This window comes from Gracilimonas qinghaiensis, from assembly GCF_046602855.1.
Lineage (GTDB): Bacteria > Bacteroidota > Rhodothermia > Balneolales > Balneolaceae > Gracilimonas.
On sequence record NZ_JBKINJ010000001.1, the window covers coordinates 798,619 to 824,499 of the forward strand.

The 25,881-nt window shown below is 40.2% G+C and carries 24 protein-coding genes; 13 read left to right on the forward strand and 11 right to left on the reverse strand.

Annotated features, from left to right (window positions below; all coding sequences use genetic code 11):
* Window positions 1-10: 10 nt before the first annotated feature.
* The 3 genes from ACKGJO_RS03520 to sppA all read right to left on the reverse strand — a co-directional run bounded on the left by ACKGJO_RS03520 (window position 11) and on the right by sppA (window position 5,176).
* Complete coding sequence (locus ACKGJO_RS03520) at window positions 11-2,416, reverse strand: TonB-dependent receptor (RefSeq protein ID WP_411322014.1); 2,406 nt, start codon at window positions 2,414-2,416, stop codon at window positions 11-13.
* Between the two features lie 111 nt (window positions 2,417-2,527).
* Window positions 2,528-3,376 carry an MBL fold metallo-hydrolase gene (locus ACKGJO_RS03525; protein WP_411322015.1) on the reverse strand — a complete coding sequence of 283 codons (849 nt, stop codon included), beginning with the start codon at window positions 3,374-3,376 and terminating at the stop codon, window positions 2,528-2,530.
* Window positions 3,377-3,385: 9 nt separating this feature from the next.
* Window positions 3,386-5,176, reverse strand: a complete 1,791-nt coding sequence (sppA, locus tag ACKGJO_RS03530) for a signal peptide peptidase SppA (protein WP_411322016.1) — start codon at window positions 5,174-5,176, stop codon at window positions 3,386-3,388.
* 119 nt (window positions 5,177-5,295) lie between these two features.
* On the opposite strand from sppA, the gene ACKGJO_RS03535 reads away from it, so the two are divergent.
* A complete protein-coding gene (locus ACKGJO_RS03535; RefSeq protein WP_411322017.1) occupies window positions 5,296-6,900 on the forward strand; it encodes a phytoene desaturase family protein in 1,605 nt (534 codons plus the stop codon).
* Window positions 6,901-6,908: 8 nt separating this feature from the next.
* The gene (gene alr / locus ACKGJO_RS03540) at window positions 6,909-7,967 is read left to right on the forward strand and encodes an alanine racemase (RefSeq protein ID WP_411322018.1); all 1,059 of its coding nucleotides are present in this window, start codon (window positions 6,909-6,911) and stop codon (window positions 7,965-7,967) included.
* A gap of 7 nt (window positions 7,968-7,974) precedes the next feature.
* Here the strand turns inward: alr and ACKGJO_RS03545 are convergent, their stop codons facing one another.
* From ACKGJO_RS03545 to rpiB, 4 genes are all read right to left on the reverse strand, one after another.
* The gene (locus ACKGJO_RS03545) at window positions 7,975-8,460 is read right to left on the reverse strand and encodes an FKBP-type peptidyl-prolyl cis-trans isomerase (RefSeq protein WP_411322019.1); all 486 of its coding nucleotides are present in this window, start codon (window positions 8,458-8,460) and stop codon (window positions 7,975-7,977) included.
* A 130-nt stretch (window positions 8,461-8,590) separates the two neighbouring features.
* The gene (tatC, locus tag ACKGJO_RS03550) at window positions 8,591-9,439 is read right to left on the reverse strand and encodes a twin-arginine translocase subunit TatC (RefSeq protein WP_411322020.1); all 849 of its coding nucleotides are present in this window, start codon (window positions 9,437-9,439) and stop codon (window positions 8,591-8,593) included.
* Window positions 9,440-9,451: 12 nt separating this feature from the next.
* Window positions 9,452-10,750, reverse strand: coding sequence for a serine hydroxymethyltransferase (gene glyA, locus ACKGJO_RS03555; RefSeq protein WP_411322021.1), 1,299 nt, complete (start codon window positions 10,748-10,750; stop codon window positions 9,452-9,454).
* Window positions 10,751-10,758: 8 nt separating this feature from the next.
* Complete coding sequence (gene rpiB / locus ACKGJO_RS03560) at window positions 10,759-11,196, reverse strand: ribose 5-phosphate isomerase B (protein ID WP_411322022.1); 438 nt, start codon at window positions 11,194-11,196, stop codon at window positions 10,759-10,761.
* A 149-nt stretch (window positions 11,197-11,345) separates the two neighbouring features.
* Here rpiB and ACKGJO_RS03565 point away from each other — a divergent pair, with 149 nt between their 5' ends.
* Both ACKGJO_RS03565 and ACKGJO_RS03570 read left to right on the forward strand, forming a co-directional pair.
* Window positions 11,346-12,155, forward strand: a complete 810-nt coding sequence (locus ACKGJO_RS03565) for an inositol monophosphatase family protein (RefSeq protein WP_411322023.1) — start codon at window positions 11,346-11,348, stop codon at window positions 12,153-12,155.
* A gap of 95 nt (window positions 12,156-12,250) precedes the next feature.
* A complete protein-coding gene (locus ACKGJO_RS03570; protein ID WP_411322024.1) occupies window positions 12,251-14,230 on the forward strand; it encodes a GNAT family N-acetyltransferase in 1,980 nt (659 codons plus the stop codon).
* Here the strand turns inward: ACKGJO_RS03570 and ACKGJO_RS03575 are convergent.
* Window positions 14,224-15,090, reverse strand: coding sequence for a hypothetical protein (locus ACKGJO_RS03575; RefSeq protein ID WP_411322025.1), 867 nt, complete (start codon window positions 15,088-15,090; stop codon window positions 14,224-14,226). The two genes, ACKGJO_RS03570 and ACKGJO_RS03575, sit on opposite strands and share 7 nt — an antisense overlap.
* Before the next feature lie 74 nt (window positions 15,091-15,164).
* Window positions 15,165-15,908, reverse strand: coding sequence for a bacillithiol biosynthesis deacetylase BshB1 (gene bshB1 / locus ACKGJO_RS03580; protein WP_411322026.1), 744 nt, complete (start codon window positions 15,906-15,908; stop codon window positions 15,165-15,167).
* Between the two features lie 140 nt (window positions 15,909-16,048).
* Between bshB1 and ACKGJO_RS03585 the strand changes: the two genes are divergently transcribed.
* The 8 genes from ACKGJO_RS03585 to ACKGJO_RS03620 all read left to right on the forward strand — a co-directional run bounded on the left by ACKGJO_RS03585 (window position 16,049) and on the right by ACKGJO_RS03620 (window position 23,253).
* Entirely contained in the window at window positions 16,049-17,278 is a 1,230-nt protein-coding gene (locus ACKGJO_RS03585) for an ABC transporter permease (protein WP_411322027.1), read from the forward strand.
* A 1-nt stretch (window position 17,279) separates the two neighbouring features.
* Window positions 17,280-18,503, forward strand: a complete 1,224-nt coding sequence (locus tag ACKGJO_RS03590) for an ABC transporter permease (RefSeq protein ID WP_411322028.1) — start codon at window positions 17,280-17,282, stop codon at window positions 18,501-18,503.
* A gap of 71 nt (window positions 18,504-18,574) precedes the next feature.
* The gene (locus ACKGJO_RS03595) at window positions 18,575-18,787 is read left to right on the forward strand and encodes a hypothetical protein (RefSeq protein WP_411322029.1); all 213 of its coding nucleotides are present in this window, start codon (window positions 18,575-18,577) and stop codon (window positions 18,785-18,787) included.
* A gap of 6 nt (window positions 18,788-18,793) precedes the next feature.
* The gene (locus tag ACKGJO_RS03600; protein WP_411322030.1) at window positions 18,794-19,213 is read left to right on the forward strand and encodes a phage holin family protein; all 420 of its coding nucleotides are present in this window, start codon (window positions 18,794-18,796) and stop codon (window positions 19,211-19,213) included.
* Complete coding sequence (locus ACKGJO_RS03605; RefSeq protein WP_411322031.1) at window positions 19,206-19,589, forward strand: hypothetical protein; 384 nt, start codon at window positions 19,206-19,208, stop codon at window positions 19,587-19,589. The genes ACKGJO_RS03600 and ACKGJO_RS03605 overlap by 8 nt, the downstream gene beginning before the upstream one ends.
* Window positions 19,590-19,712: 123 nt before the next feature.
* Window positions 19,713-21,092, forward strand: coding sequence for a TolC family protein (locus ACKGJO_RS03610; RefSeq protein WP_411322032.1), 1,380 nt, complete (start codon window positions 19,713-19,715; stop codon window positions 21,090-21,092).
* A 36-nt stretch (window positions 21,093-21,128) separates the two neighbouring features.
* Complete coding sequence (locus ACKGJO_RS03615) at window positions 21,129-22,514, forward strand: efflux RND transporter periplasmic adaptor subunit (protein WP_411322033.1); 1,386 nt, start codon at window positions 21,129-21,131, stop codon at window positions 22,512-22,514.
* Between the two features lie 13 nt (window positions 22,515-22,527).
* A complete protein-coding gene (locus ACKGJO_RS03620; RefSeq protein WP_411322034.1) occupies window positions 22,528-23,253 on the forward strand; it encodes an ABC transporter ATP-binding protein in 726 nt (241 codons plus the stop codon).
* A gap of 76 nt (window positions 23,254-23,329) precedes the next feature.
* Here ACKGJO_RS03620 and ACKGJO_RS03625 read toward each other — a convergent pair whose 3' ends face one another.
* Together ACKGJO_RS03625 and rsgA are read right to left on the reverse strand one after the other, a co-directional pair.
* Window positions 23,330-24,349, reverse strand: a complete 1,020-nt coding sequence (locus ACKGJO_RS03625; protein WP_411322035.1) for a DUF6588 family protein — start codon at window positions 24,347-24,349, stop codon at window positions 23,330-23,332.
* Between the two features lie 143 nt (window positions 24,350-24,492).
* On the reverse strand, window positions 24,493-25,398 hold the full coding sequence (gene rsgA / locus ACKGJO_RS03630; protein WP_411322036.1) for a ribosome small subunit-dependent GTPase A: 906 nt from the start codon (window positions 25,396-25,398) through the stop codon (window positions 24,493-24,495).
* 112 nt (window positions 25,399-25,510) lie between these two features.
* Here rsgA and ACKGJO_RS03635 point away from each other — a divergent pair, with 112 nt between their 5' ends.
* A complete protein-coding gene (locus ACKGJO_RS03635; protein ID WP_411323273.1) occupies window positions 25,511-25,852 on the forward strand; it encodes a DUF6122 family protein in 342 nt (113 codons plus the stop codon).
* Window positions 25,853-25,881: the final 29 nt, after the last annotated feature.

Sequence of the window (25,881 nt, forward strand, 5' to 3'; positions counted from 1 at the left end):
TACTGAGTGGTTAGATTTTTACACTCAGTGAAATTATAAAGTTCCTTCCGGGAGCTGAAACCCCTGAACTGTATGGACGATATCTCTGATCAGTGATATTTTCGAGCCCAGCCGTGATGGTATAGCTGGAATTCAGATTGTATAAAGCTTTGAAGTTGAGGGTATACCAAGGCGGAGAATAGGTATCCCCACTTTTATTCAAGGCATAGATCTCTGTTTTCCCCTGCTCACTTACAGAGAGGTCACTGTGTGATTTTTCTCCCTGATATTGTGAATTGAGTTCCAGAGTCAAACTTGTAAGTTCATAAGTGATCCGGCTAACGCCAAACCATGGAGCCGCATGTCTTGACGGACTTGTGCTTCCGTCATCCAGCTCTTCTTCACCTTTTTGAAAATTAAAGTCAGAAGTAAGCTCAAGCTCTGACGATAGCTTAGCTTCTATGCCTAATTGTATTCCATATACGTGTGCTTCAGCAGCATTCTGAAGTGCTTGAATGCGGCTCATTACTCCATCATACATTAAACTGTCGGATCCGTTTAAACTAAAATTCCTGCGGACAATAGCATCTTCCAAAATGGTATAATACCCGGTAATATCAGCTTTTAGGAAATCATCAAATGTATGGGCTATACCCAGGTCGGCATTGTAGGCATATTCAGGTTTTAGGTTAGGATTTGGAATTACTACGGCTCCGGGTTCAGAGTCAAAGATCTTGCCAATATCATCCACGTTGGGCGCTCGGAATGCAGTTGACAGGTTTGTACTGATGATCCAGCTATCATTTGGTCTGTATACGGCGCCAATGCTTCCGGTAAGTGAACCATTGTTGATGCTGGCTTCCTCAAACGGGAATGGATAGAACTGTGTATCAAAATCTGCGTCCAGGATGATCTGATTATACCTGACCCCACCTTGTAATGTAATTTGTTCTGATGCCTCAAATTCATCGTTGATATAAACTGCCAGTGATTGCCACGTAGCCAGTGGATATCTTGCCGGACCATCCTGTTCAGTACCTGTGAATATTTCCTCATCAGTGCCCTCTGAGGTTACATCATTGAGAACATATTCAAACCCATAATAAAATGTGTTACGATCTCCTGTGATCTTTAAGAAATCCATTTTAACAGAGTATGCCTGCACTTTTTCAGCTCTGATCTCTCGGTTTGTGCTGTTCAGGTCGCGACTGATACGGCTTTCCTCAAAATTCTGATGAGCAAGGCTTAGACTCAGATTATCGAAAAGCAGGGAAGGATTTACATAGTCGGTCTTGAAGTGATTCATTAACCACTTTTGAGGACCGTATTTCCATTCGGCATAGCGTGGTAACCCGTTTTTAATTCTATTATGACGGTCGTATCTGCCGTACGGGGTTGTCTCAGAATAATGCAGACCGTAATTGAATTCAAGTTTGTCTGAGGCTTTGAAGCGTATCTTTTGCATGGTGTTGAGCTGAGAATAAGCTGTTGGGATCTGCAAAAGTGGGTCTTTCTGCAAAATAATGGTATCATTATTCAGCTGGGGTTCAACGTAATAGGATTTGATATAATCTTCAGGCCCATTGCTTCCCTGTCGAAGATGGCCGTAGTCAAAGTAGGAAAGACTGCTGAGGATACCCCATCTTTTCGCCCCAACACTAAGATCGATATGATTCGTGTTTTCACTATTTGCTGAGGAGTACCGTACTGAAGCTCCCAGTTTTGTAAGCAGATGTTCATCTGAAGAAAGGGTGGGAGTAAGAGTGCTGAAACTCATGACTCCGCCAATGGCATCACTCCCATAGATAACAGAACCGGGACCGAATAAGACTTCTGTGTTTTGAATGGCAAAGGGATCAAGGGATATCACGTTCTGAACATTTCCGCCTCTGAAAATAGCCGTATTCATGCGCACTCCGTCGATGGTGTATAACAGTCGATTGGTTGCAAAACCACGGATCATGGGACTGCCACCGCCTTGCTGACTTTTTTGAATAAAAACCTCGCCGGAAAGGTTTAAGAGATCTGCAGCTGTTTGAGGATTCTGCAGTCTAATTTCATCAGGACTTACAGTAGTAATTTTCGAAGGCACATTGGATGCGCTTTGGGACCATCGATTAGCAGATACCACCATATCATTAAGATCAAATGCTACAGGTTGCATTAATATCTCAAAACCGTTTGCTTCGATCTGGGAGTAACTGAGAACTTTAGTGCGGTAACCCAACATGCGAATTTGTATTCGGTTCACACCTTCAAATCGGGTTAATTCAGCCTTTCCGTTTTCATCGGTTGTGACAAAGTATGTAGGATTTTCACTGCTTAAAGTTACGGCAGGAAGTGGATCTTCAGTATCCGCATCTTTGACTGTTACAGTTTGAGCAGTAACAAATAAGGGTAATACAAAAAATATGAAAAGAAGTGATACGTGTTTCATTAACCGAGAAACTCTTAGATGATAGATATTAGATCCTGATATTATTGAAAAGAAAACAGGATATTTATCAAATCTTGCAAAATAAATAGGCAATTGATGCTATAGAATAACTTACCGTATATCTTTAAGAGCAAATTTTTTATTGTTGTTCAAGACCAATTTGCCTGCTTTTGCATGGAGGGAGTGATAGAAAAGTAATACAGCGTTTTCTTTGAGGGCTTGCCTTAGTATCAGAGTTTTGGCTTTCTTTGATTCAATGGGATCAACATCCATCTTTCGCATGGCATAATGATTAAGGTGGAATTCGCTTGGTATCAGGTCTCCTAAGAAATAGGCTGTCTCACCGGCATCCTGTACTTTTATGATCTGATGTCCGGGGGTGTGACCGCCGGTGCGAATTATTTTTATTCCCGGCAATAGCTCAAAATGCTGATCAGTTAGAAACACCAATTTATCCTCTGCAGCAAGTTTATACAGTTCATCCAGCTGATAGCCCGCTCCCGGACGTTGATTTCCGCTGACTGTTTCCTCTAAAGCAAAGTACCATTCCTTCTTTTGAAGAAAATAATTAGCGTACGACATAGTAGGCTGCGTACTCATATTATGATCTACATAGGTTGATCCTGCTGAATGGTCATAGTGAAGATGACTTAAGACAACATGAGTTATATCGGCAGGAGTGAGTCCGAAAATATCGAGATTGGTTAGGAGATTTGAAGTATCGGTATAAGAACTTTTATGATCTAATCCCCACCCAAGTCCGGTATCTACCAGTACATTGTGCTTACCATCTCTAATAAGCAGAGGATTTATACCAATATATTGTGAGGTGTCTCTGAGACCGGGTAGATTTGTGTCTTCTTTTATCTCAGAGAGTGTCGATTTTTGGATCAATCCATCCTCAAATATCTCAAATATTCCCTCACTTAATTGTTCTATTTCAAATCGGCCAATATTCATAGGCTTAAGTTATCTGACTGAAATGTCGGTTGGCAATATCATCCAATTTTGGCCGGCCGGTTCATTCATTAGCATCCTTAAATTTTTAACTTCTTCGTTATTCATAAATGGAAACCAACTGTTGATATAGCTGTAAACTTTGGCTTCGGTTCCCGACATAATAACTTCAAATAATCCTTTTGCTTTAGGATAGTTTTCAATTCTATATTCTTCCACGCCGGCCATTTCTGCAGCTATAGTAATGGCATCGTCGATCGAACCCAGTTCGTCAATTAATCCTGCATCTTTAGCAGCTGTTCCTGTCCAGACCCGGCCCTGAGCCAGTTCGTTTACTTCATCACGGCTCATACCTCTTGATTCAGCCACACGTTTGAGGAATACTTCGTATCCGTTTTCTACATTTTGCTGAATCACTCTTTCTTCTGCAGGGGTGAATGGAGTGGTGAGATCGAGAAGGTCTGCATATTGGTGGGTTTTGACCACTTCAAAATCGAGTCCGATCTTATCTTCGGTCAACTCCTTAACGTTAAACAGCAGATTGAAGATCCCGATAGAACCGGTGATGGTATTTGAATTAGCGACCACGGTATCTGCTCCCATGGCAATGTAATAACCACCTGAGGCTGCAACACTGCCCATGGAGGCAACTACAGGTTTTTTGTCTGAAGCTGTTTTCAATGCATTCCAGATCAGATCGGAAGTTGTGGCGGAGCCTCCTGGACTGTTTATATGAACCACAATGGCTTTAACAGAAGAGCTGTTCAGCGCCTCATCGATCTGTTTTTTAATATTTTCTGATGTGATGGTTGCATTGTTGTCAAACGGAGTTTCGGAACCAAAGTCAGGCATGATAGGTCCGTCTGCATAAATAACAGCAATTCTATCAAAAGTAGAAGGGGTGCTCACGCCTACCGAGGCAGGAGGTATCTGACCATAATTTTTGAAAGAGATGGTATTGAGATCATCGTCTGGTCCTATTCCCATCCGTGTCCTGATTACATTTTCAATTTCATTCTCGAACATCAGCTCATCGATCAAACCAAATTCTATAGCTGACTCAAGTCTGTTGACCGGAGGGCTGTCTAATAGTTCTGTGACCTCATCAACCGATCTGCCCGTCTTTTTGGCTACTGCGTCTGTAAAGGTTACGGTAGCCGCATTAAGAATTTCAGAGATCTGTTGGCGACTTTCAGGCGATGCAGATGTCTCCAAAAAAGGCTCCACTGCAGACTTAAATTTGCCAACTCTGAATATTTCCGGCTCAATACCGATCTTGTCAAGCATATTGGTGTAAAATGTAAATTGAGACACAAATCCATCAAATTCAAAATTAGTATAGGGCGGACTGAAAACACTGTCAGCTACCGTAGCGAGGTAATACGATTGTTCGTTGAAACCAATATCATCTGTACTGAAATAGAGAAACTTTCCGCTTTCTTTATATTCTTCCAGGTAATCATAGGCTTGCTGAAGATTCGCCCATGAGGCATTCATCAGATTGGCTTTCACCCATACACCTTTGATCCTTTCATCAGCAGCAGCTTTGGTAAGATTTTCCTTCAGTGTTACCAGTGAAAGTTTATTTCCTGCAGCGGGATCAAAATAGGTCTCGAATGGACTTGGTAATACTCGAGCCGGCAGGGTGCCGGTCATCTCAATAGTGAGTATTCCATTATCTTTAACTTCAGGCAAAGGTTGGGAAGAAGTGGCAATCAAAAAGATGAATAATGTTAGTATGAATAAAACAAAAGTCACAAAAATACCGAGACAGGAAGCTAAAAATGATTTAAAAAATGTCATGATTGTCTATTATTTAAAGTACTTTAGGGAATTGATCATTGGAATGAATACAGGTCAATAACCTGTTTCCTCAACTTAGTAAAAGTTCCACTTCATTCCATCCAAAAACTCATAATTATATGTCTATACATGATGCGATCGTAATTGGTTCCGGCCATAATGGCTTGGTAACGGCTTGTTATCTTGCAAAGAATGGCTACAAGGTTCTTGTGCTGGAAAAAGAAAAAACTATCGGTGGTGCTGTTCGCACTGAAACCATGTTTAAGTCTGATGAAAATCCAAATGGCTTTCGAATGGATGTGGGTTCGTCTGTACATATCATGATCCATCAAACCGGTATTATTGAAGATCTGGAGCTTGAAAAACACGGTCTGGAGTATATTGATATGGATCCTATTATGTCGTACCCGGTTCCAACCGGAAATGGCGTGATCCATTTCTGGAAAGATGTGGAACGTACCCTCGAATCCATTTCCAAAGTAGCGCCTGAAGATGTTCAAAACTACAAGAATTTTATTGAATTTTGGGGAAAGATCAACAAGGGCGTATTAAAGGCATTCATGACTACTCCTTCAGGAGGTAATTTATTTACTGAGATGACCAAGGCCCAGATCAAAGATGGGGCCATGTTCAAGAAAGGTGAGCAGGCCGCCGGGTTGCAAAAGATATTATCCAGTTATGGCAAGGTTGTGGATGATGCATTCGAAAGTCCTTACATGAAGGCGGCAATACTTTGGTTTGCAGCTCAGTCAGGACCGTTACCTGATCATTCTGCTACGGGTGATTTTGCCGGGTGGCAATCCATGCTTCATCAAAGTGGAGCCAAACATCCGAAGGGTGGCAGCGGTATGCTTACACAGGCTATGAAAAACATGATTGAAGCTCATGGTGGAGAAGTGAGGGCTGATCATCCGGTCGAAGATATACTGATAGAGAATAATAAAGCCATCGGTGTTAGAACCGAGAAAGGGAAAGAATTCAGGGCAAAGACTATCGTTTCCAATGCTCATATTCAGACCACTATGATGAAAATGGTAGGCAGAGAGCATCTGGACAATTCATTATTTACTAAAGTAAAAAACATCAATGTAGGAAATGGATTTGGGATGGTGATCCGTTGTGCCGTCGAAGAGTTGCCGGAATATACGGCTGCACCAGGGGATCCTGATATTCATAACGGTATTCAGCTACTGGCTCCGTCAGTTCAGTATATGAACAATGCAATCGGTGATTATACTAAAAAACTGCCCCCTGAAAAACCGGCTGTTTTATGTATGACCTTTTCAAAGATAGATTCTGAGGTTGCAAAGGATGGGAATCATACCTTGTTTGCCTGGGCCCAATGGCACCCGTATGAACTGGCAAATGGTTTGAAATGGGATGATATCCGTGAAAGTGAGGCTCAGAAGATCTACGATGTAGTCACTGATTATGCTCCCAATATGAAGGATAAACTCATCGACTGGTACATACAGTCTCCATTGGATATTGAACGTAAGCATGGATTATTAAAAGGTAATGTTATGCATGTAGAAATGAGTTTTGATCAGATGTTTATGTTCCGCCCAATACCTGAAATGAGTAAATATGAAACGCCTGTCAAGAATCTATATCTTTCCAGCGCTTCCTGCCATCCGGGTGGTGGAGTATTTGGCGCGGCAGGGCACAACGCAGCCCAAGTGATCATAAAAAACAATCGTAAGAAATTCTTTTCATTCAGTTAAAGCAGATTTTGAGCTCCACCTTATACATACACCGAAGTAAGCTACTTAACAACTTGAATGCCGTAAAGGATAAGGTTGGAGACAGTGTCAAATGCATGGCTGTAGTAAAAGATGAGGCCTACGGACATGGAATGGTTCAGGTAGCAAAATATCTTCATGATAAGGTAGATTGGTTTTGTACGGCAAAACTTGTAGAAGCTCTTGAGTTAAGGAAAAACGGTATAGAAAATGAAATCCTTGTTTTCGAGATTCCACCGGAAGGCAGTGAACAGCAATATCTGGATTTTAATATAACAGCCAGTATTTCAGACCTTTCTGTTTTTGATCGACTGAAGGCCGGTACAAAAGCCCACCTTCATTTTGATACCGGGATGTTCAGGCTTGGCATGTTGCCTGATGAGCTTAGCAAAGCTCTTGAGGAAATGAAGGCCTCAGATCTTAATTATACAGGTATATACACGCATTTTGCTAATTCAGATGTTAAGCATCACCCTAGAGTGAAAGAGCAACTGAGAACCTTTAATAGTATTCGAAGCCAGTTTCCGAGAGAACTTATGACCCATACCGCAAACAGTGGAGCTATATTTTATTATGGAGATGAAAGCCTTTACTTCGATGCTGTTCGCCCTGGTGTCTGTCTTTATGGATATGCCCCCGGATCGGATGAGATAGCTGAACTTGAGCCGGTGATCGAGTGGAAGTCAAAATTAGTTCAGGTCAAAAAGATCAGGCAGGGAGATATGGTTGGATATGGAAGCAAATGGACAGCTCCGGAAGATGGCTGGCTGGGAGTGGTTCCGGTTGGCTATGCAGATGGCATTTTCAGAGGGTTAACAAACAATTTTCAGGTAAAACTAAACTCAGTTCCAGTACCTGAAGTTGGTACTATCAGCATGGATTATTTTATGGTATTCATAAATAGAACCAAACCCGAAATAGGGGATGAGGTTACTATTCTTAAAAATCACGAGTTGTCTGCCAAAAACTGGGCAAAAAAAATAGGGACTATACCGTATGAAATCACAACGGCAATATCCCCAAAAATAGAACGGGTATATCTGGACTAAAGATTAATTAGTCGCTAATGATCTCATCAAGCTTCACGTCAAACCGGAGGGTGTCGTCACTTAATCTTGATGAAGGAGAGTTTCCATAGCCAAGTTCAGGTGGTATGATAAGTACGCGTTTTCCACCTTCTTTCATGCCAATTAGCCCTTCTCTGAAACCTGCGATCAAATTTTCGAGTGAGGAAAAACTGGTAGGTGAGGTATTTCTGTTTCGATAGGAACTGTCAAAGATCTCTCCGGTGTTGTTGATTCGTCCGGTATAAAACACTCGGACCTGATCACGTCGCTGAACTTCAAATGCTCCGCTTCCTTCTTCTACAACGTAGTAGATCAGACCGGTTTCTGTTTCAACTCTTTCTGCATTGCTAATATCATAAGGCTCAGGTACTGCCGAGTAGTCCACTTCAAAAGGATCATCGTCATTACAAGAGATGAATCCGATAGTTAAAAAGGAAAGCAGTAATATTGGAAAAATTCGTTTGCTGAATGTCATTGTAGGGATTGAGATGATTGATTTAATATATCGCTCTGTTAACTTTCTGATGGCTTATTTAGTATGAATGAAGATAAGGTTTACCTATCATAATACCATATGATGATCATAAATCCATTTGAACTATCCTTTAGGTTTCTGATACTCCGGTTATAGCCTCATTTAGTTCCTTTTCACGTTTTTTATTTGCATAACGGCTCACCCATATCGATATCTCATATAAAATGGTAAGAGGCAATGCTATAAGTACCTGCGAGATAGGATCAGGAGGGGTAAGCATGGCAGAAAGAACCAGGCACATCACGATAGCGTGACGACGGTAGGTTTTTAATAATTCTGGGGTAAGTAGGCCAATCTTAGAAAGGGAATAGCTTACCACGGGGATCTGGAATATTATACCGCAGGCCACTACCCACATTGATACCGAGCTGAAGTATTCATTGATATCAAAATCATTTCTAATGATATCAGAAATCTGAAATTGAGCAAAGAACTGCAGGGCAAAAGGTACCAGTATCAAATATCCGAAAGCAACTCCCAATAGAAAAAAGAAAGTGATGAAAAATGCACTGAAGAAAGTCTTTTTCTTTTCTTTTCTCTCCAGGGCAGGTTCTATGAATGACCACATTTGAAAAATGAAGAAAGGAGAACTAATGATAAATCCCATCACAAATAAGGTTCCCCAAAAGGTGAAGAACTGTCCTGGCAATCGGCGACTTTGAAGTTCAAAGTTTTCAGCCTCAACTCTAAGAATATCGTACATGAAAAAGTCTGCACGGGTAGGACCAAGCATCACATCTTCAACAAAGAAATCAGAAAATACAAAGGCGATCGCAATACCAACCAGTACACCAACCAATCCTTTGATGATCCTCCAGCGAAGTTCTTCGAGGTGCTCGAGGAATGACATAGTATCAGTAAGGTCAGCCGGTTGTTTGGCTTCAGGAGGGGTGCCTTGCATTATTTGCCGTTCTTCCAACTCTGTTTTTTATTATGTAGTTACAAAATCGTAAAGGGGAAACTTGTCGCAAAGGTCTCTCACTTCCTGTTCAACTTTTTTATGATTTTCTTCATCAGTGGGCTTTTGCAGCACCTTATCGATCAGAATAGCTATCTGTTCAAACTCAGCTTCTTTAAGGCCGCGAGTGGTCATTGCAGGTGAACCGATTCTGATACCCGAAGTCACAAAAGGACTCTCTGTATCGAAGGGAACCATATTCTTATTTACAGTGATGGCAGCATTACCAAGAGCTTCTTCAGCGATCTTACCATTAAGGTCTTTATTTCTTAGATCGATAAGAATAAGATGGTTGTCTGTGCCATTGCTTACAATGTTATAACCCAGGTCTATGAATTTGTTTGCCATGGCTTTGGCATTTTTTTGAGTTTGGGTCTGATAGGTCTTAAAATCATCTTCCAGTGCTTCACCGAAAGCAACGGCTTTTGCTGCAATAACATGCATTAAAGGACCTCCCTGAGTTCCCGGAAAAACAGCCGAATCAAAGATCTCACCCCAGTTTTTTGTTCTGCCTGATTTTCTTGCCGTTACGCCAAGAGTATTCTCACTGTCTTTGCCGACCAGGATCATGCCACCTCTTGGTCCGCGCAATGTTTTGTGGGTTGTGGTGGTAACAACATGTGCAAGAGGTAAGGGATCTCTTAAATTTCCAGTAGCTATCAAGCCGGCAGTGTGAGCCATATCCATCCATAATAATGCACCTACTTCGTCTGCAATATCTCTGAAAGCTTCGTAATCGTAATCACGTGGATATGCAGAAGCTCCAATAGAGATCATCTTCGGTTTTACTTGTTTTGCCTTATCCCGGATCTTATTCATGTCAAGCCGGCCTGTATCTTTTTCCACACCGTAAAACTTAGCATCATATGTGATGCCGGAAAAGTTTACAGGGGATCCATGGGTTAAATGTCCACCATGAGATAGGTCGAAGCCCAATAATGTATCACCGGGATTCATACAGGCAAGATAAACGGCTGCATTAGCAGTGGCACCTGAATGAGGCTGAACATTTACCCAGTCGGCTCCAAAAAGATCCTTGGCACGGTCTCTAGCAACATTTTCTACTACATCAACAACCTCGCAGCCGCCATAGTAGCGCTTGCCGGGATATCCTTCAGCATACTTATTTGTTAGCACACTGCCCATCGCCGAAATTACTGCCCTGGAAGCAAAGTTTTCAGATGCTATCAATTCCAGATTATAATTTTGACGATCTGTTTCTTCCTCAAGAAGTTTAAAGACCTTAGGATCCTGATCCTGTAATGACTTCATGTAAGCATTTATTTTGTTAGGGATTCAATTTTATCAATTCGACGCTTATGTCTGCCGCCTTCAAATTCTGTGTTCAGCCAGGTATTAACAAACTCTTTAAGTTGATCTTCGTTCAACTCTCTGCCGGGTAGGCACAAAATATTAGCATTGTTATGCAGCCGGGTCATTTCAGCAGATTCTTTGGAATAAACCAGCCCGGCTCTGATCTTTGGAAATTTATTAGCTGTCATACAAACGCCTTGACCACTTCCGCAGATCACGATGCCAAGTTTGTACTCTCCATCATTAACTTTTTGAGCAACCTGAACGGCATAATCAGGGTAATCAACGGATTCCTCTGAATGAGTACCATAATCAACAATATCATAGTCCATGTCTTTCAGGATTTTAATTACTTTTTCTTTAGCCGGATATCCGGCATGGTCGCTGGCAATTGGGATGATCATCTAAATATGCTTTAGGTAAGAAATTGGGCTGTGAATATCCTCATTTTTTTAATGAGATTAAAGAAGGAATAAGGAATTACCGGTACAATTTGGGATTGACATCTATTGTATGATATCTTTATTAAAACAGATTAATAAAGAGAATCACCTTGAGTTATAAAAACGAATTGAAAGTGGCAAAAAAAGCGGCTCGTGCAGCTGCGAAGATCATCCGTGACTACGCTGAAGATTCTTCATTTAACGTGAGCTTGAAAGGGGTGAATGATCTGGTAACGGATGCTGATCTGGCCTCAGAAAAAAAGATCATTGAGTGTATCAAGGAATATTTTCCGGGTGATGAGGTTCTGGCAGAGGAGTCAGAGCAAAAGGATAAAATACCTGAAGGTCGGATCTGGATCATCGATCCCATTGACGGTACCACAAACTTTGCACATGGATTTCCTGCTTATTGTATCTCCATCGCATTGTGGGAGAACAAAGAGCCGCTTATTGGATTGGTCATGGAAGTGGCCAACAATGAGTTGTTCCATGCTGTAAAAGGCCGGGGTGCTTTTAGAAATGGAGATCCTATTCAGGTTTCCGATGAAACAGCTCCGTCTTCAGCGCTTATAGGAACAGGGTTTCCGTACAAAGAATTAGATTTAATTGATAATTATCTGAAATTATTCAAGCGGATGATGGGAAAAACACATGGTGTAAGAAGACCCGGTACAGCTGCTTGGGATCTTTGTAATGTAGCCTGTGGGCGTTTTGAAGGCTTTTATGAATATGGATTGAGTGCATGGGATGTAGCTGCGGGTTCATTAATTATAAAAGAAGCAGGAGGCAGGGTGACAGACTGGAAAGGTGGGAATGATTGGTTATTTGGAAAAAGGATCGTTGCAGGCAATGAACCAATCGCTGATTTTCTTGTTAGGGAAATTAAGAAATGCTTCAATGAAAATGAGCTATCAGAATAACTGGTTAAATTTATTTTATAAATTATTTTTTCAATAACCGTTACTGATAATGAAAAAAGTAATATCATTGAGTTTTAATCCTCAATGAGTCAGATATGGATCTCAATATTCGCAGGGGTAATATAACAGATCTTACAAGGATCCTTAATATAGAAAGAACTGTTTTTCCGGTTTTTCAGCAAAGCTCAAGAAGGACATTGAAGCTTTCACTTAGAAGTAATTTTCAACAGGTATGGTTAGCAGAGTGTAAAAACGTTGGGGACACAGACATCTGTGGAATCTTGATCTTATATGCTTACAAAAAGACCCTTCGAATTTATTCAATTGCTACATCTCAAAATTATCAGGGTATGGGAATAGGAGATGCTTTGCTGAAGCATGCTGAAGGTATTTCCGGTTTTAGTGGGTTCGAGCGAATCAGTCTGGAGGCAGATGCCGGAAATAAAAAGTTAATAAACTGGTATAAAAAAAGGGGGTATGAGGTTGCCGAGCTAAGTCAGGATTACTATGCTGAAGGTGTGGACGCTTATAAAATGGTAAAGATCATCTCTGCAAATACTCAGCAAAGCAGAATTAAGAATGTAATTGTGACGGATGACCGAAATTCCTTAAGTATCGAGGTTGATAATTTGGAAATCGTTTCATCAAAAGATTATATAACTAATAAGGGATTATATTCTGAAAAGGCTTTAAGGATATTCAATTTATGTAATTCCTATCGGTACCAAAGCAAAGGATATTATGTATCGCTACTTGCGTCAGCAAGAGAACATCGCGCAATACCTAACGTCACAAACATCAGAGACCTGCAAAATATCAGCCTGATAAAATCACTGACGGAAGATATTGATGGCTTAATTCAATCGTCTTTTAAGGGGTTTGATGATAATAAACTGACGCTTAAAATATACTTTAGTAAGACTTTAGTTGATAGGTATAAGTTATTGGCAAACAGTCTATATAATATATTTCAATACCCATTATTTCAGGTAGACTTTGAACGAACTCATAAATGGAAGGTGAGAAAGGTCCGGGCTTTAAGTCTGAATAAAATTGATAAGAGTGAGATTCCATTAATACAACAAATGGCCATTTCCTATTTTAAAACCAAGCGATACCACAGAACAAAAATGAAGGCCTATAAATACTATCTGGCAATATTGACTGATCCTGCAGATCAACACCCTCCGTCAAATAAAAAGGCACTGAAAAAATTGAGAAGTGTAGCTGAAGATATGGGTGTTGATACTGAGTTTATCACCAAAGATGATTTTAACCGGATCTCCGAGTTTGATGCTCTTTTTATTCGTGATACAACAAATGTAAATGATTATACCTATAAATTCTCAAGAAAAGCATATGCAGAAGGGTTAGCTGTTATTGATGATCCATGGTCGATACTGAGGTGTTCAAATAAGGTATTTTTACATGAAAGTTTGAAGCTGAATAACATTCCGGCACCTGCTACAAAAGTATTCATGAAAGGGTTGGTCACTGAAGAAGAATTAACCTCAATTTCTTTGCCCATCATATTGAAAAAACCCGATAGCTCATTTTCGATGGGTGTAGTTAAGGTCAAATCTATCAATGAATTAGAAGATTCACTAAATGACATGTTTAAAGGCTCTGATCTTGTGATAGGACAAGAATTTATGATCTCTCAGTTTGACTGGAGGATCGGGGTTCTGGATCACAAGGCTTTGTTTGCCTGTAAATACTACATGGCAAAAAATCATTGGCAGATCTATAACTGGAATTCAACTTCAGCGGATTTGGAAGGAAATGCTGATACCTTGCCGCTTGACCAGGTCCCCGATAATGTTATCAATACCGCTTTGAAAGCTTCAAAACTGATGGGTGATGGATTATATGGTGTTGATCTGAAGGAGGTAGATGGCAAAGTATTTGTAATAGAAGTCAACGATAACCCAAACATTGACAGTGGTATTGAAGACAAAGTATTAGGAGAAGAGCTATACAGAAAAATCATTAACTCCTTTATTAAACGCATTGAGGTTGCTCGTAATATTGACCGATACGTTAGCTATGAGCCGGATTCAAAACCTAATTACTGACTAAACTTAAAATCCTTAAGCATGCCATATGATCCTATCAGTGCACAGAGTAAGATCGCTGGAATTATTATTATGACCGGCATGATCTCATATCCATATGCACCCATAAATATGATCTTGGAAAGTAAGGCAGTCATCATGAAAACTAAAAAGACGAGATAAGCTGTTCCATATAGATATCCTTCAGGTTTCTGTTTATAGAGCAAATACCCAAATAAGAATGAAAGTGGTAGCAATAAGCTGAGGTCAACTGCCTGGACCACTAATGTTGTGTAGTGTTCAACACCAAGAGGATAAATTGATCCATCCAGAAGTGGTGGAACGATCATTCCCAACCACATAAGAGTGATAGCAGCCCCATTGAATATCAGAAATACCCCACCAAAAGTAGTCTTAGCTTTTTTAGAAAACGTTTTTTTCACATCCGAAGGACTCAGTGGGTGCAAATTGAGTAATAGGGAAAAGAAAGAAGCCGCCGCTAAAAATACGTAGATCAAAAAGAGCTGATTGTACATTGCCATTAGTTGATACATCAGATATGTAACGAAGAAATAAAAATTTACTCCTGTAAAAATGATCCGGGCTCTTAATGAACCTTTTGAGGCGTATATGAAACTGATGATTAAAGCAGGAACTCCGATCAAGAGTGTGATCAAATCCTGTGCGATTCCCTGAATAGCTACTTCATAAGACATATGCTGGTAAATGCCAGTGCCGTATATATTGATAGTTTGATCACGGATAGAATCATAGTTAAAAGTTCCGGGCCCACCTGAACTTAACAATCCTGATAAAGCAGATATGGTACTGGCTGCAATAATACTTGAAACTAGAAAAGTAAGTGCCTTTTTAAATTTCATCTGATTAAATTTTTACTTTCCTAATCTATGGAAATCAAATGAAGTGATTGTGAATCACCGGGATCGGGGATTATTCATCGCTTTGGTGTATGCTCAAAAAATACATCCATTGAACGAAGCGGAGTTGGAGAAAGGTAATATTGAAAAGCCTCGCCATAGGTAAATCCTGATAAGTGTCCAAAATACCTTGCCCGGGCTTCTAACTGTTTGAAATAATTCTTAGATGAAATATAGGTCTCCGGTTCGTTACCCGGTTCATTTATGTTAAACTGAGTTTTGAATGCCAGTATAGCCTTTTTCTTTATTTCCCAGTAATCCGAGATATCATAAACAAAATCGGTTTCAATGGACCGATCCTGCATATAATGCAGGATATGAGAAGGGCGCCAGGGATCTTGAGGCCCCGCTTTAGCGTTGGAGGTTGGTATCTTCTTTAATCCGGAATAAAATAGGGCGTCTAAAACCAGTGAAGTGCCTTTTCCGTGGTCGGGATGGCGATCAAAAGGAGCGCCGGTAATGCAAATATGGGGTTGTGTCTTGCGTACCTGCTCAATTATCTTGATCTGATTTTCACGAGTATTGAGGATAAAAGAATCTCCCAGATCCAGGTTAACTCTATAGGTTATACCCATTATCTCTGAGGCATTTTCAACTTCTTGTGCACGCGTCAGTTCAGTGCCTCGTGTTCCCATTTCACCTTTGGTAAGATCTATGATACCCACTTTTTTACCGGCAGAAGTAAGAGAAGCGATAGTACCTCCGCAACCCAATTCCGCATCATCAGGGTGAGAAGCAAAAACAAGTACATCTAATTTCATGAGCTGATAATTTGTATTTTTAGAGTCAGATAAAAAGATAATAGATATTGTTGTCAGGTTCGTAAATAAAATAATCATCTCTAAGTGCAACGAATTAATTTTTAATACGTAACCATTTATTGAACCACTGAATATTTCATATGAGATTTTTAAATAGTTTTTCCGAAGGGGCAAAGATCGCCCTCATTGCCCTGAAAACAAATAAAATACGGTCTACACTTACGGCTTTGTGTATAATCATAGGTATTACCATGGTTACAGTGGTGGACTCTGTGACTACTGGAATGGATATTACCTTTGAAAAAAGTATGTCTATGCTAGGCCAAAATGTGGTCTATGTTGAAAAATGGCCATGGGGCATGGGCGGCGAGTATAAATGGTGGGAGTACAGAAATCGCAAAGAAATGGATTTGCAGTATGTCGACCAGATAAGTGAATACAGTGATTATGCAAAAAGTGTAGCAGCTTCAGCTAGCAGGGGTGTCAGTGTCAGGTATAAGGAAAAAAGCGCTGAATCAGTTGGCTTGGATGGAGCTACAGCAAACTATCTGGAAATTCAGGGGTTGAATATCGATGAAGGCCGTATGTATGTGGAACAGGAGGTCAGGTCAGGATCTAATGTCGCTGTGATCGGAAAAACATTACAAGAATCACTTTTTGAATTTGAAAGACCTCTAGGTAAACAGATCAGGCTTGGTAGTAAACGGTTTACGGTGGTTGGCGTGCTCGAAAAACAGGGGAAATTTATGGGTCTGGAGGATACTGATAACCGGATTATTATTCCTATTTCAGCTTATCAAAATATTTATGGATTAAGAAGCGGATTGCAAATCGGAGTTAAATTTGACGATCAGGAGTCTCTGGTGGAAGGTGAGTACGAGCTTGAAGGTATAATGAGAAGAATACGGCAACTTGATGCCACAGAAGACAATGACTTTTCATTGAATAAGCCTGAAGCCTTTAAGCAACAACTGGCAGGGATGAAAGCAGGCATCTATGCGGTTGGATTCATTTTAAGTGGCTTATCTCTTTTGATCGGGGGTATCGGTGTGATGAATATTATGTTTGTTTCAGTTCGCGAACGAACAAAAGAGATCGGAATAAGAAAAGCTGTAGGGGCTAAATCTTGGGAAATTCTATTACAGTTCTTATTGGAGGCCATAGCCATATGCTTATTGGGTGGAGTGATAGGAGTGGCCTTGGCTGCCGGACTTACCATACTAATCAATCAGGCGTTTGTTGCCGTAATGAATGTGAGTGTGGTCATGCTCGGCTTTAGTATTTGTACAGCTGTTGGAGTCCTATTTGGATTCATCCCTGCTTATCGTGCTGCAAAATCAGATCCAATTGAATCCTTAAGGTTCGAATAACATGCAGATAAAAGAAACTATACAACAAGCCTACGACTCAATAAAAGCTAATAAGCTAAGATCCGGTCTTACGTTGTTGGCTTTGGTAATAGGGGTTTTTTCAGTGATCGTATCAACAACAGCAGTGGCTGTGCTCGACAATTATTTTAAGAATACCATGAGTATCATGGGAAGTAATGTTATCGTTGTTTCAAAAACACCAGCCGTTCAGATGGGATCATTGGATGAGAGTGTAAGGAATAGAAAGGATATCACCTTTGAAACAGCAGAAAGGCTTGAGGAGCAAATGCAACTTGGTCGGGGTATGAGTCCGGATGAATATTTTGACATCACAGATATATCATTTATGGATCAGGAAACTGAGCCAAATGTAGCGGTACGAGGGAGTAACGAGAATTATCTTGATAACAATTCATATGAGATCGAGGATGGCAGAAACTTCAACAGTGATGATATTCAATATGGCCGAAATGTCGTGATCATTGGAAAAGATGTAGCAAACGTCTTATTCGAAACTCAATATCCTGTAGGAAAGGAGATCCGATTCAAAGGAAAGCCATTTCAGGTTATTGGTACTCTAAAAGCCAAGGGGCAAATTTTCGGACAATCGTTCGATAATTTTGTTCTTATTCCTTATACAACGGCTATGAACATTTATGGTAAAAACCGAAGCATCTCTGTACAAGTCAAAGCACCGGAGATAGACCTAATAGAGAGGACAGTTGATGAAATTACCGGAATATTACGTGTGATAAGAAAAGTTGGTCCGGGAGATATTAATGATTTTGAAGTTTCAACAAATGAAAGCCTGGCCGGCACCTTTGATACTTTCACCTATGCGCTTTATGTAGGAGGTTTTGCTATTGGATTTATAACTCTGTTGGGAGCCGGAATTGGCGTTATGAATATTATGCTCGTTTCTGTCTCTGAAAGAACCAGGGAGATCGGGATCCGAAAAGCTGTGGGGGCTACGCGAAGAGCGATAACCAATCAATTTTTGATGGAAGCCGTTTTTATATGTCAGCTTGGTGGAATTATTGGGATGATATTCGGGATAGGGGTAGGAAACCTGATGGCTGTTTGGATAGATACAGAAGTAGTAGTACCTATCTGGTCGGTGGTAGGCGGTTTTGTTGGTATGCTTTTAATAGGATTGTTATTTGGCGTCTATCCGGCTTTCAAAGCAGCAAAACTGGATCCCATAGAAAGTTTAAGGTATGAATAACTTTGAGCAAATTAATGATTTAAGCATCCGCTTCAATTTGTTATATTAAGATAAAAACATAGGGCACAGTTATGAATGAAGAGATCCTGCAAAACTTAAATGAAAGGTTAGATAACGCGATAGAACGGGGACGGGTAATTCTTGAAGATGAAGAACTTCAGAGACGTCTCGAAGAGGTTAAATATAAAACGGAAGACACAATTCGGCGTAATCCTATAAAATCTGTTGCCATAGGACTTGCAGTCGGATTTGTGGTATCTAAAATTTTCACATCGGGAGACTGATCGGTTATGGATGATCTGGGCAAACGCATCAAGCACGTAACTCACGAGCTTAAAGAATATGTAGAAAAAAGAATGGAGCTTACCATTCTTAATATAAGCGGTGAGATCACTTACTGGGTCGGAAGATCGGTTCAGAGTTTAATTGGGTACACGATACTTGGTTTGGGACTAGTCTTTGCACTGATTGCCTTGTCGATCTTTTTGGGTGAGCTGATTGGAAAAGAGTGGGCGGGTTTTGCCATTGTTTCAGCTCCAATTGTGGTTATCGGATTAATTCTGGTGATCACAAAGCCGAAATCTTTAGTCAAGAAAATTCAGGACCAAATGCTTAACGAACTTTTGAGCTCCCTTGAAAAAAAAGATTTGGAAGAAAAAACATTGCTTACCGAAAAAACTTTGAATAAAGAAACTGAAGATAATGTCTGAAAAAAAATTGTCTAATCTGGAAAAGAAAAAGAATGAATTGGAAAATGAATTGGCCAATATCCAATCTGACCTGGATAAGTCAATTGACGAAGTGAGAGAAGGAGTATCATCCAACATGGATCCCAAGAATATTATCCGCAGGTATCCTCTGCCTGCATTAGGAGCCTCCTTAGTACTCGGCTTTTTCTTGGGTAAAGGCCGAAAGGAATCATCCGGACTATCATCATATACTCGTGAAGGAAGCAGTACATCTGATTCCGGAATTTCGCGTGAGATCAAAAAAGTGCTTGCCAGAAAAGGACTAAGTCTGCTATTAGACTACCTGGATGAAAAAATTGCTGAACATAAGCATAAAGACACATCTGACCGAAATTGATCTGGGGTTAAAAGCTGTTCTCTCCTGTAAAAGGATTTAAATTTTGAAAATAGAGCAACTAAAGTGCAACTATTTTCGTCAAATATCGTGTACCAATCTGTCAACACAAATCGAACATCAATCATGAAAAGATTTATATCATCATTATTCCTAATTGCACTTCTGTTTATAACAAACAGCGGTTTTGCTCAGGAATCGCGCACTATTACTCTTCAGGAAGCCATTGAAATAGCTTTAGAAAACAATTATCAGCTGAAACAAGCCCAAAATAATCTGGATCTATCCGACTACAGGCTAAAAAGTGAATATGCTGATTTTCTTCCCTCAGTGAGCAGTAACATTAACGGTTCAAGAAGAACCGGTCAACAGTTTATTTCAGATCGATTTAGTGAAGGCCTGGATCCGTTTGTGGATATTACCTCTAAATCCATTTCCGGAAGCATGAATGCCAGCATCCCGGTTTTCAATGGATTTGAAAACATAAATTCACTTCGTGCCAGTCAACAATCCAAAATTTCAGAAGAGGAAAGTTATCAAAGAGCAAAAGAACAGGTAATCTTTAATACGGCTTCAAGCTATTTGCAAGTATTGCTTGATATGGAGTTGCTCGAGATAAGAAAAGAGAACCTTGATAATTCTCTTAAGCAATTGGAACAGGTTCAGGCACAGGTAGAAGTAGGGTCCCGACCAACAGTTGATCTTTACAATCAGGAAGCACAGGTAGCCAACGACGAATTACTGCTTACGCAACAAGATAACAGTCTTAAGTTCAGTAAGCTGCTTTTGATAAGACAGCTGCAGATCGATCCACTAGGCAATTACGAATTTGAAGTTCCGGAAATTGAATCTGAGATCTCTTCAGCGAATATACAGACCTATTCGCTTAGCGAAATGATAGATCAGGCATTGCTGAGCCGTTCTGACCTGAAAAGTTCTATTTCAAATATCAGAGCTTTGGAATATCAGCTGAGTATCACAAAAGGAAGCCTCTATCCATCTGTTTCAGCCAGTTTCGGACTGTCAAGTTCTTACAGTGATCAATACTCTGTTCTTGGTGAAGATGTTGGTTTCAGTGATCAGTTTTTTGATCAACGTATTAACCGTTCACTTGGGTTTTCAGTCAATATTCCAATTTTCCAGAACTGGAACCGCATGACTAATATTCAATCATCCAAAGTACAGCTTAAAAATGCTGAGTTGAATCTTGATAACTCTAGATTACAGGTTATTCAGGAGGTAACTCAGGCTTATAATGACTACAGTTCCTACGTACAACAGCTGTCGGCTTCTGAAAAATCATTAAAAGCAAGTGAGCGCGCTTTTGAAACACAACAAGAACGCTATAATGTCGGTTCTAGCACGTTGATCGAACTGAGTCAGGCTCAGGCAAATTATGTTGGTGCACAATCAGATTATACTCAGGCGGTTTACAATCTCATTTTTCAAGAAAAATTACTTGATTATTACTTGGGTAAACTCAGCAGCGAGAACGTAGAATTTTAATTAATTAATTAGATTAAAACAGGTTAGGTACACAAAATGGCGAATAAGAAATCATCTGCAAAAAAACCACTTTATTGGATACTCGGTGTTTTAGGTATCGTAATTGTGACTGGTTTAACTCTTCGATTCACAGGTGTGATAGGAAACGCCAATGAAGGCAAAGAGGTAGAAACGTCTACTGCAAAACTTAAAACCATTACGCAGTTGGTTTCCGCTTCCGGTAAGGTTCAGCCGGAAATTGAGGTTATTATTCGCCCGGATGTTTCAGGTGAGATCATTGAGCTAGCCGTTAAAGAAGGTGATTTTGTTCGTCAGGATGATCTATTGGTTAGGATTAAGCCCGATATATATCAGGCACAGATCGATAACCTGAATGCAGCTTTGTTGACTCAACAAGCAAGACTTGAACAAACCCGTGCCTCATTGATACGAGCTAAAGCGGCATTTGAAAGAGATAAACAACTGTTTGAAAAAGATCTGATCTCCGAAATGGAGTATATTCAAACCAAATCAGAATATGATTCCCAGCAGGCAAGTCTTAAAGCTGCAGAATATCAGATACAAAGTGCTGAAGCTCAACTAAGGCAGGCTCGCGAAGAACTCGAGCAAACGGTGATCAGAGCGCCACAGAACGGTACCATAACCGGACTGGGCGTGGAAGAGGGCGAACGTGTTTTAGGTAACGCTCAAATGGCAGGAACCGAGATGATGCGTGTTTCTTTACTGGATCGTATGGAAGTTCTGGTGGAAGTCAATGAAAACGATATCGTCAATGTAGATTATGCTGATACTGCTCGAATCGAAGTAGATGCATACCCAGAACGTATGTTCAAAGGTGTAGTTACAGAGATCGCTAACTCTGCAAGAATAACGGGTAGTGGAACCAATGAACAGGTAACAAATTACTCCGTCAAAGTTCGCATTACCACACCACACAACCTTGACAGCAGCCCTCAAAAGATGGTACGCAATGAAGTCTCGGAAGATCCTGAAGAGATGTTTGTTCCTAATTTCCGTCCCGGCATGTCTGCAACTGTTGATATTGAGACACAAACCGCTATGAATGTGGTTTCCGTTCCTATTCAATCTGTTACCGTTCGTGATTTTGCAATGGATGATGCTGCTGAATCCGATTCAACAGAAAGTTCTGATGATGAAGCAGAAATGATCATGGCTTCTGATCGTGACAATGAATTGGTTATCGAGCAAGAAGATATACGAAAGGTTGTGTTTGTGATTGAAGATGGCAAAGCTGTGCGTAAAGAGGTTGAGACAGGTATCAGTGATAATACTCACATTCAAGTTCTGGCAGGCATTGAAGCAGGGGAAGAGATCGTGACAGGAAGTTATCGCATGCTTTCTAATCAATTAAAAAATGGTGACAAAATCTCAGTAAATAATTCTAAAACGGTAAATAACTAATCAGGGAAACATTATGTCCAAAAAGGCTGTCATTCAAATATCTGATCTTACTAAAGTTTACCAAATGGGGCAGACCGAAGTCCATGCATTGGCCGGGGTAACCTTTGATATACTTGAAAACGAATACATTGCTATTATGGGTCCATCCGGATCCGGCAAGTCAACATTGATGAATATGATCGGGTGCCTTGATACACCCACTTCCGGTGATTACATATTAAATGGAAATAATGTAAGTAATATGGACGATGCGGAACTGGCTGAAATCAGGAACCGCGAGATCGGATTTGTATTTCAAACCTTTAACTTATTACCCAGGACCTCTTGTCTTGCCAATGCTGAATTACCCTTGATCTATTCAGGAATGAAATCAGCTGACCGTAAAGTAAGGGCTAAAGATGTGTTGAATAAAGTCGGACTGGGAGATCGTATCGATCATAAACCCAATGAGCTTTCCGGTGGTCAGCGACAGCGGGTAGCGATTGCCAGAGCATTAGTTAATAATCCTTCTATCATCCTCGCGGATGAGCCTACAGGAAACCTTGATACTAAAACAGGTGAGGAGATCATGATGCTCTTTGAGGAATTATACAGGCAAGGGAATACAATTATCGTAGTAACTCACGAGCAGGAGATAGCAGATCATGCTCGCCGTGTGATTCGCCTGCGTGATGGAATAATAGAATCAGATACCAAAATTGAAAATCCGGTTCTTGAAAATTTAGAAATAGCAGTTTAAAAGTATTTATACCCAATATTAATAAAAAAAAAGGCGCTATTTTAGCGCCTTTTTTAATGTAATATGTTTTTGCAGATCATCTGAAACTAAGACCTACACCGGCATTAGCTGTAAAATAGTTTGCGAGTGTTGCCTCTCCATAAATAGCCAGGAATCCAAGTTTGACCCTGAAACCACCAAGTAGGTGTACACTTGATTCTCCATCTAAAGAAAAACTGATAGGATCATTGACCACTTCATAACGGTTCAGAGGTAAAGATACCGGATAGTCACCATTAACGTCTAAGTCAAAGGTAGATTTCTGATAACCGGCTCCTACATATCCAGATATAATAGGCAATGATTTACCAACAAGGGCATTGATCACAAAGGTATTAGTGGAAGTATTTACTGCCTGATCACTGAAATCTCCAACGTTACTTGGATCATTTGGGATAGCACCAGGATCAGGTTGTACATCTAAATTACCATCAACAGTGATCCTGTTAAATCCTGCCATTAAAGAGATATCAACAGGTAGCGCACTTCCAGCTGGTATCCATTGTGTAATATCATGTTTGATTGCACCACCTAAGACTCCAAAACTGCCAAAATCACTGATGTCAGTTTGAGGAAAGTATCGAACGGTTACATCTGTATTCTTTATCAAGCCAATGCTAGCTTGAATTGTTGGAGCAGGAACAAATGCAAATCCAGTGCCCTCAGGCATATTAAAGCGGGTAAGCTCGTTGCCGTTGTCATCTGTTACGATCATTTCCGGCCCCGGGGAATCATTACCCGCAATTGTTGGAGTAATGGAGCTGTTTCCGGGCGCAACTTCCATATTGTTTAACCCTAGAGTGGAAATATCAAACTCCTGATCAGAAGTTGGAACCAATGCGAGAGAAGAACGTATCTGTAAACTGAATCCAAGTTCCTTTTTTGGAGCAGCTTCTTCAGTCCAACCTGCATTTAAACCCGTTCCAAATCCGGTAGGAAATGGCTTAAGATATTCTTTGGTTAATAGAGTGGCATCATCTGCACCGGCTCGAAGGAAAGCACCGATATCACCCAGCTGAGCATATGCAGATCCGGTGGCGAAAAATGCCGTAATCATTAATGTTAAACCGATTTTTAATAAACGTCTGTAATTTTTTAACATAGAATCACCTGATAATTATTATTGATTAAGTGCAATATCTGTAATAATTCATACAGACAACATTAAGAGTTAGAAATGTTCTAAACGTTACGACTTTGTCAAAGAGATTCCAGCATGTTCAAATATGACTGATACCTGCTGGCTGCAATGTCTCCGTTCTCAAAAGCTTCTGCCACTCCACATTTAGGTTCGTGGTTATGTGTACAGTTATGAAATTTACAATGTTCCCGGGGTTCCAGCATTTCAGGAAAGAAAAGGGAAAGTTCATATGGTTCAATATTTACCAATCCAAATTCCCGGATGCCGGGTGTGTCTGCAATATAGCCACCAAAAGAGAGTGGGATCAACCGGGCAAAGGTGGTTGTATGTTTACCTTTATTAGAAAAATCTGAGATCTTTCCGGTTTTAAGTGCATAGTTAGGATCAATAGCGTTAATGAGACTCGTTTTTCCCACACCGGATGGACCTATAAAAGCAGAGGTCTTATCCTTGAGTAATTCCTTCAGGGCTTCAAGCGAATCATGGTCTTCAATGCTAGTTTGCAAAATTGTATAACCGAGACTGGTATACAGTCCTTCCAGTTCATCTGCAAAATCTCTTCCACCTTGCTTTGCAAGATCAATTTTGTTGATAATGATCACCGGTTTTACTTCATAGGCTTCACAGGTAACCAATACTCTATCGATAAAGCCCTCTTTGATGCGAGGTTTTTTAATAGATTGAACTACACAGGCCTGATCGAGATTAGACACTAAGATCTGCTCGCCACGTTTTCCATGAGTAGCCTGCCGGGTGATGTAATTCTCCCGTGTCTCTATAGTTTCGATTGTTCCGGTTCTATCATCGTTAATGAATATCTCCACATAGTCACCAACAGCAATAGGATTGGTAACTTCTTTTTCTTCCAGTCGGAAACGACCTGGTAAACGGCTTTCCACGATTTCTTCTCCGGTATCCACAAGGTACCAGCTGCCGGTTGATTGTATAACGCGTCCTTTTTGCATGTGCCAAAAATACGGAAGTAGAAGGGATTAACAAGAACAAATAAGAAGTAAATAATTATAATCGTAATATTAATTGTTTGGACTATTGAGGTAAATCACCCTAATTTTGGATATGATTCATGTTGTACTACATTTTTTGATACCATTCTTGGCCGGTTTTATATTTTACAGGACTCGTTGGATATTTGCTTCCTCACTAATGATTATTACTATGCTCGTTGATGTTGACCATTTACTGGCTGATCCCATTTATGAACCTTTGAGATGCTCTATCAATTTTCATCCGCTGCATAGTTATTTAGCTATCGGGTTATATGTTCTGCTATTTTTGATACCCGTACTTCTGAAGAAAAGATCACTTAAAAAGTCAGTTAAAAAGCGACTTGATATCATTCAACTAATCGGACTTGGTTTTATCATTCATATGGCTTTGGATGCCGTTGACTGTTTGTGATAATACGCTATCGATAAATCCTTTTCATA

Excerpts from the sequence above, each read along its gene's own strand:
- sppA (WP_411322016.1), bottom strand. The coding sequence starts at position 5,176 with ATGACATTTTTTAAATCATTTTTAGCTTCCTGTCTCGGTATTTTTGTG.
- rsgA (WP_411322036.1), bottom strand. The coding sequence starts at position 25,398 with ATGCAAAAAGGACGCGTTATACAATCAACCGGCAGCTGGTACCTTGTG.
- ACKGJO_RS03625 (WP_411322035.1), bottom strand. The coding sequence starts at position 24,349 with ATGATTACGGCATTTTTCGCCACCGGATCTGCATATGCTCAGCTGGGT.
- ACKGJO_RS03635 (WP_411323273.1), top strand. The coding sequence starts at position 25,511 with ATGATTCATGTTGTACTACATTTTTTGATACCATTCTTGGCCGGTTTT.
- bshB1 (WP_411322026.1), bottom strand. The coding sequence starts at position 15,908 with ATGAAATTAGATGTACTTGTTTTTGCTTCTCACCCTGATGATGCGGAA.
- ACKGJO_RS03575 (WP_411322025.1), bottom strand. The coding sequence starts at position 15,090 with ATGAAATTTAAAAAGGCACTTACTTTTCTAGTTTCAAGTATTATTGCA.
- ACKGJO_RS03600 (WP_411322030.1), top strand. The coding sequence starts at position 18,794 with ATGGATGATCTGGGCAAACGCATCAAGCACGTAACTCACGAGCTTAAA.
- ACKGJO_RS03570 (WP_411322024.1), top strand. The coding sequence starts at position 12,251 with ATGGATCTCAATATTCGCAGGGGTAATATAACAGATCTTACAAGGATC.
- rpiB (WP_411322022.1), bottom strand. The coding sequence starts at position 11,196 with ATGATCATCCCAATTGCCAGCGACCATGCCGGATATCCGGCTAAAGAA.
- ACKGJO_RS03525 (WP_411322015.1), bottom strand. The coding sequence starts at position 3,376 with ATGAATATTGGCCGATTTGAAATAGAACAATTAAGTGAGGGAATATTT.
- ACKGJO_RS03585 (WP_411322027.1), top strand. The coding sequence starts at position 16,049 with ATGAGATTTTTAAATAGTTTTTCCGAAGGGGCAAAGATCGCCCTCATT.
- ACKGJO_RS03615 (WP_411322033.1), top strand. The coding sequence starts at position 21,129 with ATGGCGAATAAGAAATCATCTGCAAAAAAACCACTTTATTGGATACTC.
- ACKGJO_RS03545 (WP_411322019.1), bottom strand. The coding sequence starts at position 8,460 with ATGACATTCAGCAAACGAATTTTTCCAATATTACTGCTTTCCTTTTTA.
- glyA (WP_411322021.1), bottom strand. The coding sequence starts at position 10,750 with ATGAAGTCATTACAGGATCAGGATCCTAAGGTCTTTAAACTTCTTGAG.
- ACKGJO_RS03535 (WP_411322017.1), top strand. The coding sequence starts at position 5,296 with ATGTCTATACATGATGCGATCGTAATTGGTTCCGGCCATAATGGCTTG.
- ACKGJO_RS03620 (WP_411322034.1), top strand. The coding sequence starts at position 22,528 with ATGTCCAAAAAGGCTGTCATTCAAATATCTGATCTTACTAAAGTTTAC.
- ACKGJO_RS03595 (WP_411322029.1), top strand. The coding sequence starts at position 18,575 with ATGAATGAAGAGATCCTGCAAAACTTAAATGAAAGGTTAGATAACGCG.
- ACKGJO_RS03605 (WP_411322031.1), top strand. The coding sequence starts at position 19,206 with ATGTCTGAAAAAAAATTGTCTAATCTGGAAAAGAAAAAGAATGAATTG.
- ACKGJO_RS03520 (WP_411322014.1), bottom strand. The coding sequence starts at position 2,416 with ATGAAACACGTATCACTTCTTTTCATATTTTTTGTATTACCCTTATTT.
- ACKGJO_RS03610 (WP_411322032.1), top strand. The coding sequence starts at position 19,713 with ATGAAAAGATTTATATCATCATTATTCCTAATTGCACTTCTGTTTATA.
- ACKGJO_RS03590 (WP_411322028.1), top strand. The coding sequence starts at position 17,280 with ATGCAGATAAAAGAAACTATACAACAAGCCTACGACTCAATAAAAGCT.